The organism is Sphingomonas sp. MJ1 (PH-R8) (assembly GCF_048058635.1).
In the GTDB taxonomy this organism is placed as follows: domain Bacteria; phylum Pseudomonadota; class Alphaproteobacteria; order Sphingomonadales; family Sphingomonadaceae; genus Sphingomonas.
This window is the reverse complement of sequence record NZ_JBBEFX010000027.1, coordinates 1-15,388: the sequence shown is the minus strand read 5'-3', so window position 1 is coordinate 15,388 and position 15,388 is coordinate 1. Positions and strand designations below refer to the sequence as shown.

The window sequence follows — 15,388 nt, the reverse complement described above, 5'->3', positions numbered from 1 at the left end:
GCCGAACGCACTATCCACGGCCTGTGGAACGCCATCGGCCGCATCCTCGACCTCTACTCACCACAGGAGTGCGCCAACTACTTCGCCAACGCCGGCTACGATGCAGACTGATCGGAAAATGCTCTAATCCGCTGTACTGTCGTACTCAGTCAAGGCGCCGAGTGAGATGTGAAGGTGCAGGGAGAGTCGTGCCATTTGCCCGCACGCGCTGTCGAATGGCAGGACGTGGTGGGAAGCGGACGTTGACGGGAAAGGGCGCCGCGATACCTTGCGACAATGCGGATGTTGGCTCTTCTTGCGATCCTGCTTGCGGGCGCCTCGTGCGGCACGGCCACTCAGTCGGTCAGTAATGATACTGTTGGTGCCTTTGAGGTCCCACTCGCGGGGGCCAAGGACCGCGCAGCGTTGCTGGCTGTCCTGCGTAGTGCGGCACAAGCGGAAGGTGCGCACATAGACGCCGCTACGGACAACGACTTGCGGGACATAGGGGCTGCAATGCCGCAAGCCAAAATGAGTGTTCACGCTGCCGTCTGGCGAGGATCAGATGACAAAGAGAATTGGGCCGTAATTATGGATCAGGCCGATCATCTTGGTCTGATTTGGATCATGTTCGCGCGAGGGGTAGATGAGACACGGGCCAGACGTTTTAGGGTTCGAGTAATGCGCGCGATCAAAGCGAGGTGGCCCAACACGTTATCTCTTCCGATTATTGACGGTAAAACTATTCCTCTGCACCGCGATCTTGTGAAGACGCCGACCGGATATCGCCTTGATCCATCTGCCGCTTCGAAATACGATCGCAAGCCTGCCGGGTGAGGTCCGCTAATAGGCGGAAGCTGCCGTTCACCTTGTCTGGTCATCGGCTGGCCGGGGTGGCTGGAACCCTGTGCTCCTGCCTGCGCAGGAGCACAGATACGTTAGGACGCGCGCCATCTGCCCCCATCGTCATGCTGACGCAGGTCACATCCAGATGCGCAACGCCTGCGCCTCCAGCGGTAGCGGCAATGGATCCTGACTTCCGTCAGGATGACAGGGAAGGGACGCGCCGGCACCCACCCCCCGCACAAACGAAAACGGGCGACGAAACCGCCGCCCGCTTGGTCGTTCTTGCCGGAAAGGCCCGTGCTTACTTCGGTGCGAGCACCATCAGCATCTGGCGGCCTTCCATGCGCGGATAGGCTTCGACCTTGCCGATCTCGATCACGTCCTGCTGCACGCGCTGGAGCAGCTGCATGCCGAGCTGGCCGTGCGAGAGCTCGCGGCCGCGGAAGCGCAGCGTGACCTTGACCTTGTCGCCTTCGCCCAGGAAGTCGTGGATCTTCTTCATCTTCGTATCATAGTCATGATCGTCGATGTTCGGACGCATTTTGATCTCCTTGATCTCCTGCGTCTTCTGGGTCTTGCGGGCGATGTTCGCCTTCTTCTGCGCCTCGTACTTGAACTTGCCGACGTCCAGGAACTTGGCGACGGGCGGGTCCGCGTTGGGCGACACCTCGACCAGGTCGAGCCCGACCTCCGCGGCCTGCTCGATCGCCTCCCGCGTGTACATCACACCCAGATTCTCGCCGTCCTGGTCGATCACGCGGACCTTGGGCGACTGGATGAATTCGTTGAAACGCGGGCCGTTCATCGGCGGGGGCGCCATGGGACGGCGCATCATGGGCGGACGGATAGGTGTAGCTCCTTGAGGTTGTTTCGAGTCTCTATGTAGTGGACGTAGGCGCCCATGAAAAGTTCAGTCGCGCGGAACTCGCTCCAAAAGGAGCCGAATCCCGCGCGAAAGAACCCTGGCAGCGCCGTTGGACGCGGCCTCGCGGTCAGTTGCGGCGCAGATCGGGGGCGACCGCCTCAGCCGTCAGCATCGCCACCGCCTCGTCGAGCGTCAGCATCTGCTGCCCCTGGCTGCCCAGGCGGCGCAGCGCGACGGTGCCTTCCTCGGCCTCGCGCTTGCCCACCACCAGCAGGTTGGGGACCTTGGCCAGCGAATGCTCGCGCACCTTGTAGTTGATCTTCTCGTTGCGACGGTCGGTCTCGACTCGCAAGCCGGCGGCCTTGAGCTTCTCCACCACCTGCTGCGCATAGTCGTCGGCGTCCGACACGATGGTCGCGACCACCGCCTGCACCGGCGCCAGCCACAGCGGGAAGCGGCCGGCGTGATGCTCGATCAGGATGCCCAGGAACCGCTCGAACGTACCCAGGATCGCGCGGTGGAGCATGACGGGGCGGTGGCGGTTGCCGTCCTCGCCGACATAGCTCGCGTCGAGTCGCTCGGGCAGCACGCGGTCCGACTGGATGGTGCCGACCTGCCAGGTGCGGCCGATCGCGTCGGTCAGGTGGAACTCCAGCTTGGGGGCGTAGAAGGCGCCTTCGCCTTCCAACTCCTCGAAGTTCGCCTTGATGGTGTCCGAGAGCCCCGACTCGAGCACCGCGCGGCGCAGCTCGTCCTCGGCCAGGTCCCACATTGCGTCGCTGCCGAAGCGCTTTTCCGGGCGCAGCGCCAGCTTCACGGCGTAATCCTCGAAGCCCAGGTCGCGGTAGACGCTGTCGAGCAGCTCGCAGAACTTGCGGACCTCATCGACCAGCTGGTCCTCGCGCACGAAGATGTGCGCGTCGTCCTGCGTGAACTGGCGCACGCGCATGATGCCGTGCAGCGCGCCGTGCGGCTCGTTGCGGTGGCAGCAGCCGAACTCGGCCATGCGGATGGGCAGGTCGCGGTACGACTTGATCCCCTGGCGGAAGATCAGCACGTGCGCCGGGCAGTTCATCGGCTTCAACGCCATCAGGTCGGCGTCGCCGGAGATCACCGCGCCCTCGTCCTCGGTGTTGGGCACCTCGTCGGGGACGACGAACATGTTCTCGCGATACTTGCCCCAGTGGCCGGACTGCTCCCACTGGCGCGCGTCCATCAGCTGCGGCGTCTTGACCTCGTCATAGCCGGCCGCATCCAGCCGGCGGCGCATGTAGGCCTCCAGCTGGCGCCACATGATATAGCCCTTGGGGTGCCAGAAGACGGAGCCCTGCGCTTCCGACTGGAGGTGGAACAGGTCCATCTCCGCGCCGATCTTGCGGTGGTCGCGCTTGGCCGCTTCCTCCAGCCGGGTGAGGTGCTGGTCGAGCTGCTTCTTGTTGAGCCAGCCGGTGCCGTAGATGCGGCTCAGCATCGCGTTCTTCTGGTCGCCGCGCCAATAGGCGCCCGAGACCCGCGTCAGCTTGAACGCCTGCGGGTCGAGCTTGCCGGTCGATTCCAGGTGCGGCCCGCGGCACATGTCGAGCCAGGCGTCCTCGGCCTTGCCGGCGCGATAGACGGTCAGCTCCTCGCCATCGGGAAGCTCCGCGGCCCATTCGGCCTTGAAGGTCTCGCCCTTTTCGCGCCAGCGCGCGATCAGCGCCTCGCGAGTCCATACCTCGCGGATCAGCGGCTCGTTCTGGGCGATGACGCGGCGCATCTCCTCCTCGATCGCGGGCAGGTCCTCCTCGGTGAAGGGCCGGTCCTTGGGCGCGAAGTCGTAGTAGAAGCCGTCGTCGGTCGCGGGGCCGAAGGTGATCTGCGTGCCCGGGAACAGGTTCTGCACCGCCTCGGCCAGCACGTGCGCATAGTCGTGGCGGGCGAGCTCCAGCGCGTCGGCCTCGTCCTTGCTCGTCAGCAGCGCGAGGTTCGCGTCGCCCTCGAACGGGCGCTGCAGGTCGCGCAGCTCGCCGTTGACGCGCGCGGCGATCGCCGCCTTGCGCAGCCCCGGCCCGATCGCCTGCGCGATGTCCGCGGGGGTAGTCCCCGGCGCTACCTCGCGGACGGAACCGTCGGGCAGCGTGATGCGGAACAATGCGGACATGGGGATCACTTCTCGGCTGATTGGAGGAACCACGGCCAATGTCGTGGCAGGGGTCCTTTAGACAAGTCGTGCGCGTTGGTCACCTATGCGGGTGGAACACGGCAGCGCGCGCCCCATATGGGCGCGGTGCGGCCCTCCCGCACCCGAATTTCTCGAACTGCAAGGAACCTCCATGCCCAGCAACGCCAATGCCTTTGCGGCGCAGAGCCCCGAGTCCCCGCTGGCCCCGTTCAGCTTCGAGCGCCGCGATCCCGGCCCGCGCGACGTGGCCATGGACATCCTGTTCTGCGGCGTCTGCCACTCCGATCTCCACACCGCCCGCGGCGAGTGGGAAGGCACGCTCTACCCGTGCGTTCCGGGCCATGAGATCGTCGGCCGCGTGACGGCCGTGGGCAGCGACGTCACCAAGTTCCAGGTCGGCGACATCGCCGGCGTCGGCTGCATGGTCGACAGCTGCGGCGAGTGCCACTCCTGCCGCGAGGGCGAGGAGCAATATTGCGAGACGACCGGCTTCGTCGGCACCTACAACGGCCCCGATCCGGTGCTGGGCGGCCACACCTTTGGCGGCTATTCGGACCATATCGTCGTCGACGAGGGCTTCGTGCTGAAGGTCGGCCACGAGGCCGGCGACCTGGCGGCGGTCGCGCCGCTGCTGTGCGCGGGCATCACCACCTATTCGCCGCTCAAGCACTGGAAGGTCGGACCCGGCCAGAAGGTCGGCATCGTCGGCCTCGGTGGCCTCGGCCACATGGGCGTGAAGATCGCCGCGGCGATGGGCGCCGACGTCTATGTGTTCAGCACCTCGCCCAACAAGCGCGAAGACGCCAAGCGCCTGGGCGCCCGGGACCTGATCGTGTCCAAGGACGCCGACGCCATGGCCGAGCACGCCGGCAGCTTCGACTTCATCCTGAACACCGTCGCGGCGAGCCACAACCTCGACCAGTTCCTGACGCTGCTGAAGCGCGACGGCACCATGACGCTGGTGGGCGTGCCGGAAGAGCCGCATCCCTCGCCGTCGGTCGGCAACCTCGTGTTCCGCCGCCGCTCGCTCGCCGGCTCGCTGATCGGCGGCATCGCCGAGACGCAGGAGATGCTCGACTTCTGCGCCGAGCACGGCCTGACCGCCGATATCGAAATGATCGACATCCAGGACATCAACACCGCCTATGAGCGGATGGTGAAGAGCGACGTGAAGTACCGCTTCGTGATCGACATGGAGTCGCTCAAGCAGGCGGCGTGATCGGGGGAGGGCGGGGTGCCGAGCGCACCTCGCCCGCTTCTCCAGCCCCGTCCGCTTTCATCAACACCGTTCATCCCGAGTAGCCATCGAGTAGCTCCGGCAGGAGCGTATCGAGAAGGCGTATCGAGGGAGGGTTGTTTGGGGCCGTACCTCGATACGAGCTCTCGATACGCTGCTTCGCAGCTACTCGATCTCTACTCGGCACAAATGGGGAGGGATGCAGGGCAAAAGGCGTGGGATGAACGCCCCTTCAACCCGCCCCGAACGGCACCACCATGTTGCCGGCCGCATGGCCGATCTCGGCCCGCCCCAGATAGGGCACGCCCAGCACGCCCGCCCAGCGGGTCATGATCGCTTCCAGCGGCTCGCCGAACTCGCCGTTCTCCGGCACGTCGGTGACCTGGCCCAGCCGGATGCCGGCGAGCCCGTGCAGCTGGGTGGCGTTGCCCACGGTGAACATCATCCGGTCGATGCGGTAGATCGCCTCCGACACTTCCTCGACATAGAGGACATGGTCGGTGAGGTCGGGCAGCCAGGGCGTGCCCACCAGCGCCTCCAGGATGGCGAGGTTGAACGCCGCCGCCGGGCGCCCGTCCAGGTTCGGCTCCAGCACATGGGCGTCGCGGTTCACCAGCCACGCGAGCGCGCGCCCGACCGAGGCGCCGCCATCGGAGCGGCCCACGTCGATCGGCATCGGCCCATGCACCTGCCGCCCGATCCGCCGCGCGTACAGCGCGCCCAGCAGGAACCCCATGTCCGAATAGCCGAGGTAGGTCTTGGCAGCCGCCGCCCGATTGAGCTGCGGCAGCACCGTGCCGAGGATCCGGTTCGACCCATAGCCGCCACGCGCGAACCAGATCGCATCGAACGCCGCATCGTTGGCGAACTCGAGGAACGCCGCCGCCCGCTCGGCATCGGTGCCGGCGAAATGCCCGGCGTCCAGGAAGCATTGCGGATGCACGATCACGTCGACCTGGGGGAAGGTGATCGCCGCGAACGCCTGCACCCGCGCGGCGGCCTCCGGCGTGATCGCACGGGCGGGGGCGACGATACCGATGCGCATGAACTGCCTTTCGCATAGGCCGGCCTGCCCGCCGGCGACGCGCCAGCGGCTTGCCCCCCGGCCGCCCCGCCGATAGCGCGGGGAAATGGAACACGGCAAATCCTTCTTCCTCGTCGGCATCGGCGGCAGCGGCATGCTCCCGCTCGCGACCATCCTCGCGCGGCGGGGTGCCGCCGTCGCAGGCTCCGACCGGGCGCTCGACAACCCGGCGCTTGGCCCCAAGTTCGCGGCCCTGCGGCGGCAGGGAATCGCGCTGTTCCCGCAGGACGGCAGCGGCATCACCTCGGCCGACCAGACGGTGGTCGCCTCCGCAGCCGTCGAGGCGACGGTCGCCGACATGGTGGCGGCCGGCCGGGTGGGCGCCCCGCGGATGACCCGCCCGCAGCTGCTGGCCGAGCTGTTCAACGCCAGCCCGCTCGGCATCGGTATCGCGGGCACCAGCGGCAAGTCGACCGTCACCGGCATGATCGCCTGGATCCTCCACGCGTGCCGCCGCGACCCCACGGTGATGAACGGCGCGGTGATGAAGAATTTCGTGCGCCCTGAGGCGCCGTTCGCCAGCGCGCTGGTGGGCGAGGGCGATGCCTTCGTGAGCGAAGTGGACGAGAGCGACGGCTCGATCGCCTTTTATCGCCCGCGCGTGGCGGTGCTCAACAACGTCAGCCTCGATCACAAGACGCTGGAGGAGCTGCGCACGCTGTTCGGCGGCTTTGCCGATCGTGCGCAGACGGCGGTGGTCAACGTCGGCGACGCGGAGTCGGCCGCGCTCGCGGCCGCAATCCCGCCAGCCAAGCTGCTGAGCTTCGCGGTCGAGGCCCCGGCTGATCTGTCGGCTGAGGCGCTCGCGCCCGAGCCCTTCGGCATCGCCTTCGACCTCGTCGCGGACGGCACCCGCCGCCGGGTGCGGCTGGGGGTGCCCGGCCGCCACAATGTCGCCAACGCGCTCGCCGCGATCGGTGCGGCGGTGGCCGCGGGTATCGACCGCGACGAAGCCGCGCAGGCGATCGAGGGCTTCGCCGGCCTCAAGCGCCGCTTCGAGTTGGTGGGGGAGGCGAACGGCGTCGCGGTCCTCGACGACTTCGGCCACAATCCCGACAAGATCGGCGCCACGCTCGACACGCTCCATGACTTCCCCGGCCGGCTGCTGCTGCTGTTCCAGCCGCACGGCTATGGCCCGTTGAAGGTGATGCGGCGCGAACTGCTGGCGATGTTCCTCGCCAAGCTCGCCCCCGGCGACCGCCTCGTGCTGCCGGACCCCGTCTACCAGGGCGGCACCGTCGCGCGAGAGGTGACCAGCGCCGACATCGCCGCCGACCTGGCCGTTGCCGGCATCGACGCCCGCCACATCCCCGACCGCGTGGCCGCCGCCGCGCATTTAGTGGCGGAGGCCAGCCCCGGCGACCGCATCGTCATCATGGGCGCGCGCGACGACACGCTCAGCCTGCTGGCCGCGGACATGGTGGCTTGGCTGAAAAGCTGACTTGTCGGAATGACAAGTATGGTTGACACGTTCGTGAGGCGGTGTCAGGTTCCCTTTACAAACTGAAAGGGAGCTTTGTCATGACGTCGTCCACTCCGGCCGTGAAGCGCTACACCCGCCGCTTGCTTTGGGCGTTCGGAGTCTATGTCCTCGCACTGTTCGGCGCGAACTGGATCGACCATAGCTATCACCCGCAGGGCGGGACGCTGATCGCGTTGTCGATCGTGCCGGCGCTGCCCATCCTCGCCCTCATCGCGATCATCGGCCGCTATCTGGTCGAGGAGCGCGACGAATTCCTGCGCCAGCGCATTGTGACCTGCATGTTGTTCGGCACCGGCGTGCTGCTTGGCGCGGGCACGGTGTACAACTTCCTGTCGGGTAGCGGTGCGATCGACCCGATGCCGCGGTTGTGGGTGTTCCCCATCTGGTGCTTCAGCTGGGGTGCCGCACAATGTTTCCTCGGCCTGCGCGACCGTTTTGCGGGCCAGCCTGCATGAAGAACCGCCTGCGCGTGCTGCGCGCCGAGCGCGGCTGGAGCCAGGGCGACCTGGCCGAGCGGCTGGAGGTTTCCCGCCAGAGCGTCAACGCGATCGAGACCGGCCGCTACGACCCCTCGCTCCCGCTCGCCTTCCGCATCGCAGACCTGTTCGAGCTTTCGATCGAGCAGATCTTCGTGAACCCTGCGCTGGAAACGGCGGAGGCGGACTGAACGCTAGCACGGCCGTGTGATTTCATGACCGTAAGTGGTTAGCTCCCGTTCGCTATCGCAGAGTTCACCGCGTCATCGGAATCGACCATTGATGTCCGGGGCAGATTCGACACGGTATGATCAGGCATTATCTTGAAGGCTCCACCACCATACCCCCCTGTCCCGGTGGTAGTTGACACTTCGTACACGATGCCAATCCTGAGCGGCTTCGCAGCAACAACCTTGATCGCTTGGCCTGATGGGCCGCGCTTGCCCTTGAACCGCTGCCCGTAAAAGATCGGAAACTTGTCGGCGCAGCCGTAATCAAGCCTTTCATGCCAGAACGTGCCGTATCTGACGCGGCTTACATCATCGCCGGGCGCTGCCTTTGCTTTTACTTCACCCGATGCGATCACGTCGATCGCATTGAGGCACGATGCATCGTTTCGCGACTTGGGATCGACAACGAAGGCAAGCCGTCCCCCAATGACGACGGCCTTCAAATCGTAAACGTAAGAACAACTGCCAAGTGTCACAGCGAGCAGGGGGAGCAGGAGCCGCAAGCGTGCCATTGATCAAGCGTGACATGAAGCGCGAACATCCGCAACCGCGCCCCGTCTGCCGCCGCTCGCTCGTGGTCATGTCCCGCTTGGTGCGCATTGTCGCTAGATGTCCGATGGCTTTGCAGGCGGATGGTAGGTGGGATGCGGAACGGCCGCTCCGCAAGGCAGTTTCGTGTTACCGCCGCTCCGACGCGCTTCTATAGCGGCGTCAACATCAGCTACTTTTGGCGGAGGCCAGCGAGAAACAAGCGGGCGTCAGCTGCCGTCCGGTTTTCTTCGTCATCCCGGTGAAGGCCGGTACGGGAGGGTTGTATCCGGGTGGCGGAGCCTGACCGTCCAAATGGGACGGGTCGAACACGCACGCTTGCGCGCGCTCAGCGTCTCCCGCTCGCACTCCCCCATGCACAAGGGCTGTCCTACAACCCTCCCGCCGTGGCATGGGGTGGCGATGGCATTCCTTCGCCTCTTCCGCCGCTCCCCGGCCGCCGCGTTGCGCGCTTCCGGACACGGCCGGGGCGATCCTATTTCGAGCCTCAACTTCCTCAACTTCCGCGGTGCATCATGACTGAAGCTGCTCCTGCCGGTGAGCGTCCGCTCGCCTTTCACCACACGGCCGGTAAGGGGCCGACGATCGTCTTCCTGCCGGGCTATGCGTCCGACATGACCGGCAGCAAGGCGCTGGCGATCGAGGCCTGGGCCAAGGCGCAAGGGAGGGCGTTTATCCGCTTCGACTATGGCGGCTGCGGGCAGAGTCCCGGCGCGTTCGAGGAGCAGACGCTGGCGCTGTGGCGCGACGATGCGCTGGCGATCATCGACCATGCGGTGGAAGGCCCGGTGGTGCTGGTCGGCTCGTCGATGGGCGGGTGGATCATGCTGCTCGCCGCACGCGACCGGCCGGAGCGAGTCGTCGGGCTGGTCGGCATCGCGCCCGCGCCCGACTTCACCGACTGGGGCTTCACCCCTGAGGAGAAGATGACGATGCTGACGGAAGGGAGGCTGGAAAAGCCCTCGCCCTATTCGGACCAGCCGACCGTCACCACCCGCGCCTTCTGGAACTCGGGCGAGGCCAACCGGCTGATGCACGGCATCGTGCCCGTCGACGTGCCGGTGCGGCTGATCCAGGGCCAGCAGGACAAGGACGTGCCGTTCGAACGCACCGTGCACCTCGCCACCCTGTTGCGTTCAGCCGACGTGCAGACGCTGCTCGTCAAGGATGGCGACCACCGCCTGTCCCGCCCGCAGGACATCGCCCTGATCCTGCGCGCGATCGAAGATGTGATCCGCTGATGCTCCTGCCGCTGCTGCTCCTCGCCCAGACCGCACCCGCTCCGGCCGCGGGCCCGCCGACGCCCCGGCGTGGCGATCGCTATGCCGAGTGCATCGACCAGGCCCGGCGCGATCCCGCCGCGGCCGTGCGCGGGGCCACGGCGTGGCAGCAGGCGGGCGGCGGCTTTCTCGCCCAGCAATGCCTGGGGATCGCCCATACCACGCAGCAGCGATGGGACGCGGCGGCGGCCGCCTTCGAGGGCGCGGCGCGTGCGGCGGATGTGGCCAGGGACCCGCGCTCGGGCAGCTTCTGGGCGCAGGCGGGCAATGCCTGGCTGGCGGCGGGCGACCCTGCCAAGGCGCAGGTGGCGCTCGATGCGGCGCTGATCGGCGGCACGCTCAGCGGCCTGGACCTGGGGGAGGCGCATCTCGACCGCGCGCGTACGCTGGTCGCGGCGGGCCGGCAGGGCGAGGCGCGGGCCGATCTCGATCGCGCGCTGGCGCTGGCCGGCGACGATCCGCTCGCCTGGCTGCTGTCGGCGACGCTGGCGCGCCGGACGGGCGACCTGCTGCGCGCGCGCAAGGACATCGGCCGCGCGCTGGCGCTCTCGCCGGATGACGCCTCGGTCCAGCTGGAGGCAGGCAACATCGCGGCCGTGGAGGGCAATGAAGCGGCCGCACGCAACGCCTGGGAGGCCGCGGTGCGGGTCGCGCCCGGCACCGGCCCCGCCCAGGCGGCGGCCGATGCCCTGGCGGCCCTGGGTGGCGGCGCTCAGTCGAGGTAGAAGTCGACCGTGGTGACGACGCGTACCTTCTTGAAGGGCGTATCGGCAACGCCATAGCCCGCCTGCTCGCCGTCGCGCGCCTCGACCGAGAAATAGCCCTGGGTCGCGCTCTTGATGCCGCCGACGCCGGTGTCGCTGTCCTTGGCGAACTGCTCGGCGGCGGCGCGGGCGTCGCGGGTCGCCTCGGCCACCATCGCCGGCTTGATGTCGTTGAGCTTGGTGAAGCTGTAGCTGATGCCGGAGCCTTCCTGGAGGACGACGCCCTGGCGCACGAGATCGAACTGGCGGGCGACCGCCCGGCGCGCGCGAGCGATATCGGTGGTGCGCAGTTGCAGCCGCTGGCTGACCGTCACCGTCTGCACGCCGTTCATGTAGGACTGGCTGACGCCGGCGCCCGCGGGGGCGAGCGCCTCGGCGTGGAAGCCCAGGCTCGCGAAGAAGCGGCGGATGCTCTGGGTGTCGCGGTCGATGTCCGCCTGCACCTCGGCAAGGTCGAGGCCCTGCTTGGAATAGTTGAGCGTCCACACCGCCAGGTCGGCGGTGACGTTGCGCTCGGCGAGGCCGCGGACCGTCACCGATCGGTCGGCATGGTGCGCGCGCACCAGCCCGTTGCCGAGCAGATAGCCGCCCAGGATCATGCCCAATGCCAGGATTGCTGCTACGATGAGCAGCGCCGTGCCGCGATCCTGGGTCCTGCCGGTTTCCATTGCGCGTTCCTCCCCCATATAGCCGAAGCCTATCGTGCCGGCGGCACGATGCACAACTGCTGATGACGAACGGGAAGCTCCTGCCAATGAAGTATCTGCACACCATGATCCGCGTGACCGATCCGGAGGCGACGATCCGCTTCTTCAACGTGCTGGGGCTCACCGAAACCCGGCGCATTGAGAACGAGCAGGGCCGCTTCACGCTGATCTTCCTGGCCGCCGACGAGGACAGCAACGGCCCGGGCAAGCGCGCCGAGGCGGAGGTGGAGCTGACCTACAACTGGGATCCCGAGGAATATGGCGAGGGCCGCAACTTCGGCCACCTCGCCTATCGCGTGGAGAACATCTACGAGACGTGCCAGCGGCTAATGGACTCGGGCGTGACGATCAACCGCCCGCCGCGGGACGGCAACATGGCCTTCATCCGCACCCCCGACAACATCTCGATCGAGCTGCTGCAGGCGGGCGACCCGCTGCCGCCGGCGGAGCCCTGGGTGTCTATGCCGAACACGGGCCGCTGGTAATGGCCGGGGCGGCGTCTCCGATCGAGGTCGTCCGGCTGCCGGCGCTGTCGGACAATTATGTCTGGCTGCTCCACGATCCCGCCTCTGGCGAGATGGTGGTGGTCGACCCGGCGGAGGCGCCGCCCGTCCTTGCCGCACTCGCCGAACGCGGGTGGACGCTCACGGCGATCTGGAACACCCACTGGCATGGCGACCATACCGGCGGGAACGCCGGGCTGAAGGAGGCGACCGGCGTGCCGGTGTTCGCGCCAGCGGCGGAGGCAGCCAAGATTCCGACGCTCGACCATGGGCTTCGCGAGGGCGACACGCTGCGGATCGGCGACCATGTCGCGACCGTGCTGGAGGTGCCGGCGCATACCGCGGGGCACATCGCCTTCCACTTTGCCGAGGATGCGCTGCTGTTCAGCGGCGACATGCTGTTCGCGATGGGGGCGGGGCGGCTGTTCGAGGGGACGGCGGCGCAGATGTATGCCGCCATGCGCCGGTTCGAGGCGCTGCCGGACGCCACGCAGGTGTTCTGTGGGCACGAATATACCCAGTCGAACGGCCGCTATGCGCTGGCAGCGGAGCCGGACAACGCCGCCGTCGCGGAGCGGATGGTGGAGGTCGACCGGCTGCGTGCGGCGGGCGCGCCGACGGTGCCGACGACCATCGGCCTGGAGCGTGCAACCAATCCCTTCCTGCGTGCGTCCTCGCCCGAGGAGCTTGCCGAGCGCCGGCAGGCCAAGGACAGCTTCCGCGGATAGCGCGCCGGAGACTCGCGCCCGGGCGGAGAGGAGACAGGGCATGACCCGTTGGACGTTGATGCTGGCAGCGACCGCGTTGCTGGGAGGCTGCGCCACCGCCGCGGACGAGGCGAAGCGCCAAGCGGCGAGTGACAGGGAACTGGCCGAGGCGCTGGAAGGCTATACGCCTGGACGCACGCTCGACTGCATCGACCCGACCTTTGCGGGAGGGCCGCAGCTGGTCGGCGACTCGCTGCTCTACCGCCCCAGCCGGGGCACGCTGTACCGCAACGTGGTGGCGCCCAACTGCCCGGGCTTCCGCGGCGACCAGGTCGTGGTGGCGGAGCTCTATGGATCGCGCATCTGCCGCAACGACCGCTTCCGGCTGGTGCAGCGCGGCGGGGGCGGCATCCCCTCCGCCTATTGCCGCTTCGGCCCGTTCGTCGAGTATAAGAAGGACCGCTGAGCGCCGGTCCGCCGGGGAGGCGGACCGGCCCCCGCCTACAGCACGTAGCGGCTGAGGTCGGTGTTGCGGGCGACGCCGGCGAGCTGCTTGTCGACATAGGCGGCGTCGACCACCAGCGTCTCGCCGCGACGATCCTCGGCGTCGAAGCTCACTTCCTCCAGCAACTTTTCCATGACCGTCTGCAGGCGGCGGGCGCCGATGTTCTCGACCTCGCCGTTCACTTCGGCGGCGATGCGGGCGATCGCGCGGATGGCGTCGGGGGTGAAGTCGACGGTCACGCCCTCAGTGCCGATCAGCGCCTTGTACTGCTGCGGCAGCGACGCGGTGGTGTCCGACAGGATCGCGACGAAGTCGTCTTCGGTCAGGCCCTTGAGCTCCACCCGGATCGGCAGGCGCCCCTGGAGTTCGGGCAGCAGGTCGCTGGGCTTGGCGACATGGAACGCGCCCGAGGCGATGAAGAGGATGTGGTCGGTCTTCATCGGCCCGTACTTGGTGGCGACGGTGGTGCCCTCGATCAGCGGCAGGAGATCGCGCTGGACGCCCTCACGGCTGACCGAGCCGCCGCGCACGTCCGAGACCGCGATCTTGTCGATCTCGTCCAGGAAGACGATGCCGTTGGCTTCCGCATCGGCCAGCGCCGTGCGGCTGACCTCGTCCTGGTCGAGGCGCTTGTCGGCCTCTTCCTCGACCAGCTTCTCCCAGGCAGCCGGCACAGTCAGCTTGCGGCGCTTCATCTGACCGCCGCCGAACGCCTTGCCCATCATCTCGGACAGGTTGATCATCTGCGGCGCGCCGCCGGGGATCTCGAACGGCATCGAGGGCTGCGCCTCCAGCTCGATCTCGATTTCCTTGTCGTTGAGGTGCCCGTCGGCCATGCGCTGGCGGAATGCCTCGCGGGTCGCCTCGCTGGCGCCCTTGCCGGTGAGGGCATCGAGCAGGCGGGACATGGCGGCTTCCTCGGCCTTGTCCTTCACGGCCAGACGGCGGCGTTCCTTTTCAAGCCGGATCGCTTCCTCGACGAGGTCGCGGGCGATCTGCTCGACGTCGCGGCCGACATAGCCGACCTCGGTGAACTTGGTCGCCTCGACCTTTACAAAGGGCGCGTCGGCGAGCTTGGCCAGCCGGCGGCTGATCTCGGTCTTGCCGCAGCCGGTCGGGCCGATCATCAGGATGTTCTTCGGGGAAACCTCGTCGCGCAGCTCGGGTGCGAGCTGCTGGCGGCGCCAGCGGTTGCGCATCGCTACGGCGACGGCGCGCTTGGCATCCTTTTGCCCGATGATGTGCGCGTCGAGCGCGGCGACGATCGCCTTGGGGGTGAGATTGTCGTTCATGGGTTCGCTTCGTTTCCCCTCCTTGAAGGGAGGGGGTGGGTTGGTGCGCCGGAGGGAAATGCCCCGGCCGGTGCGGTGTCGGTGAGGGCGGGGCTCGCCTTTGGCTCGTACCCACCCCCGGCCCCTCCCTTGCAGGGAGGGGAGAAGGGCTACGCTGTCGGCAGGCTTTCGACGGTCAGCCGGTCGTTGGTGTAGACGCACAGCTCGCCGGCGATCTTCATCGCCTTGCGGCAGACCGTCTCGGCATCCTGCTCATACTCGTCGAGCGCGCGGGCGGCGGCGAGGGCGAAGTTGCCGCCCGAACCGATCGCGGCGATGCCGCCTTCCGGCTCCAGCACGTCGCCGTTGCCCGTCACCACCAGCGTCACCTCCTTGTCGGCGACGATCAGCATCGCCTCCAGGTTGCGCAGGAACTTGTCGGTGCGCCAGTCCTTGGCGAGTTCGACCGCCGCGCGCAGCAGCTGGCCCTGGTGCCGCTCGAGCTTGGCTTCCAGCCGCTCGAACAGGGTGAAGGCGTCGGCGGTCGCACCGGCGAAGCCCGCGATCACGCTGCCGTCGCCCAGCGGGCGCACCTTTCGGGCGTTCGGCTTCATCACCGTCGGGCCCTGGGATACCTGGCCATCGCCTGCGATGACGACGCGGCCGTTCTTGCGCACGGAGAGGATTGTGGTGCCGTGCCACACCATGTCTTTGCTCATGGGCGGCATGTGGGGGGTGGGT

17 protein-coding genes are annotated in these 15,388 nt (G+C 67.5%); 10 read left to right on the top strand and 7 right to left on the bottom strand.

Annotated elements, in window-relative coordinates; all coding sequences use genetic code 11:
* Positions 1-282: 282 nt before the first annotated feature.
* Entirely contained in the window at positions 283-816 is a 534-nt protein-coding gene (locus VPH46_RS15615) for a hypothetical protein (protein WP_416612681.1), read from the top strand.
* A 310-nt stretch (positions 817-1,126) separates the two neighbouring features.
* On the opposite strand, the gene infC is transcribed toward VPH46_RS15615, so the two are convergent.
* Both infC and thrS read right to left on the bottom strand, forming a co-directional pair.
* Positions 1,127-1,660, bottom strand: coding sequence for a translation initiation factor IF-3 (gene infC, locus VPH46_RS15610; protein WP_125961602.1), 534 nt, complete (start codon positions 1,658-1,660; stop codon positions 1,127-1,129).
* Between the two features lie 157 nt (positions 1,661-1,817).
* Positions 1,818-3,830: a threonine--tRNA ligase gene (gene thrS, locus VPH46_RS15605; RefSeq protein ID WP_416612679.1), complete on the bottom strand. Its 2,013-nt coding sequence runs from the start codon at positions 3,828-3,830 to the stop codon at positions 1,818-1,820.
* 172 nt (positions 3,831-4,002) lie between these two features.
* Between thrS and VPH46_RS15600 the strand changes: the two genes are divergently transcribed.
* Positions 4,003-5,070, top strand: coding sequence for an NAD(P)-dependent alcohol dehydrogenase (locus VPH46_RS15600; protein WP_416612677.1), 1,068 nt, complete (start codon positions 4,003-4,005; stop codon positions 5,068-5,070).
* A gap of 250 nt (positions 5,071-5,320) precedes the next feature.
* On the opposite strand, the gene VPH46_RS15595 is transcribed toward VPH46_RS15600, so the two are convergent.
* Entirely contained in the window at positions 5,321-6,133 is an 813-nt protein-coding gene (locus VPH46_RS15595) for an LD-carboxypeptidase (RefSeq protein ID WP_416612675.1), read from the bottom strand.
* Positions 6,134-6,218: 85 nt separating this feature from the next.
* On the opposite strand from VPH46_RS15595, the gene VPH46_RS15590 reads away from it, so the two are divergent.
* The 3 genes from VPH46_RS15590 to VPH46_RS15580 all read left to right on the top strand — a co-directional run bounded on the left by VPH46_RS15590 (position 6,219) and on the right by VPH46_RS15580 (position 8,322).
* Entirely contained in the window at positions 6,219-7,613 is a 1,395-nt protein-coding gene (locus VPH46_RS15590; protein WP_416612673.1) for a glutamate ligase domain-containing protein, read from the top strand.
* Between the two features lie 80 nt (positions 7,614-7,693).
* Complete coding sequence (locus VPH46_RS15585; RefSeq protein WP_416612671.1) at positions 7,694-8,110, top strand: hypothetical protein; 417 nt, start codon at positions 7,694-7,696, stop codon at positions 8,108-8,110.
* Positions 8,107-8,322, top strand: coding sequence for a helix-turn-helix transcriptional regulator (locus tag VPH46_RS15580; RefSeq protein ID WP_416612669.1), 216 nt, complete (start codon positions 8,107-8,109; stop codon positions 8,320-8,322). The genes VPH46_RS15585 and VPH46_RS15580 overlap by 4 nt, the downstream gene beginning before the upstream one ends.
* 38 nt (positions 8,323-8,360) lie before the next feature.
* On the opposite strand, the gene VPH46_RS15575 is transcribed toward VPH46_RS15580, so the two are convergent.
* Complete coding sequence (locus tag VPH46_RS15575) at positions 8,361-8,873, bottom strand: hypothetical protein (RefSeq protein ID WP_416612667.1); 513 nt, start codon at positions 8,871-8,873, stop codon at positions 8,361-8,363.
* A gap of 552 nt (positions 8,874-9,425) precedes the next feature.
* Between VPH46_RS15575 and VPH46_RS15570 the strand changes: the two genes are divergently transcribed.
* Positions 9,426-10,151, top strand: a complete 726-nt coding sequence (locus VPH46_RS15570; protein ID WP_416612665.1) for an alpha/beta fold hydrolase — start codon at positions 9,426-9,428, stop codon at positions 10,149-10,151.
* Complete coding sequence (locus VPH46_RS15565; protein WP_416612663.1) at positions 10,151-10,915, top strand: tetratricopeptide repeat protein; 765 nt, start codon at positions 10,151-10,153, stop codon at positions 10,913-10,915. Before VPH46_RS15570 ends, VPH46_RS15565 begins: the two co-directional genes overlap by 1 nt.
* On the opposite strand, the gene VPH46_RS15560 is transcribed toward VPH46_RS15565, so the two are convergent.
* Positions 10,903-11,622 carry an SIMPL domain-containing protein gene (locus VPH46_RS15560; protein WP_416612661.1) on the bottom strand — a complete coding sequence of 240 codons (720 nt, stop codon included), beginning with the start codon at positions 11,620-11,622 and terminating at the stop codon, positions 10,903-10,905. The genes VPH46_RS15565 and VPH46_RS15560 overlap by 13 nt on opposite strands.
* Positions 11,623-11,708: 86 nt before the next feature.
* Here VPH46_RS15560 and VPH46_RS15555 point away from each other — a divergent pair, with 86 nt between their 5' ends.
* From VPH46_RS15555 to VPH46_RS15545, 3 genes are read left to right on the top strand one after another with little or no spacing between them, the layout of a single operon-like run.
* Entirely contained in the window at positions 11,709-12,146 is a 438-nt protein-coding gene (locus VPH46_RS15555; protein ID WP_416612659.1) for a VOC family protein, read from the top strand.
* Positions 12,146-12,892, top strand: a complete 747-nt coding sequence (gloB, locus tag VPH46_RS15550) for a hydroxyacylglutathione hydrolase (protein WP_416612657.1) — start codon at positions 12,146-12,148, stop codon at positions 12,890-12,892. Before VPH46_RS15555 ends, gloB begins: the two co-directional genes overlap by 1 nt.
* Positions 12,893-12,932: 40 nt before the next feature.
* Positions 12,933-13,337: a hypothetical protein gene (locus tag VPH46_RS15545; RefSeq protein ID WP_125961615.1), complete on the top strand. Its 405-nt coding sequence runs from the start codon at positions 12,933-12,935 to the stop codon at positions 13,335-13,337.
* Positions 13,338-13,372: 35 nt separating this feature from the next.
* Here the strand turns inward: VPH46_RS15545 and hslU are convergent, their stop codons facing one another.
* Positions 13,373-14,668: an ATP-dependent protease ATPase subunit HslU gene (gene hslU / locus VPH46_RS15540; protein ID WP_416612654.1), complete on the bottom strand. Its 1,296-nt coding sequence runs from the start codon at positions 14,666-14,668 to the stop codon at positions 13,373-13,375.
* Between the two features lie 149 nt (positions 14,669-14,817).
* Positions 14,818-15,366, bottom strand: a complete 549-nt coding sequence (gene hslV, locus VPH46_RS15535; RefSeq protein WP_229360589.1) for an ATP-dependent protease subunit HslV — start codon at positions 15,364-15,366, stop codon at positions 14,818-14,820.
* Between the last annotated feature and the right edge of the window lie 22 nt (positions 15,367-15,388).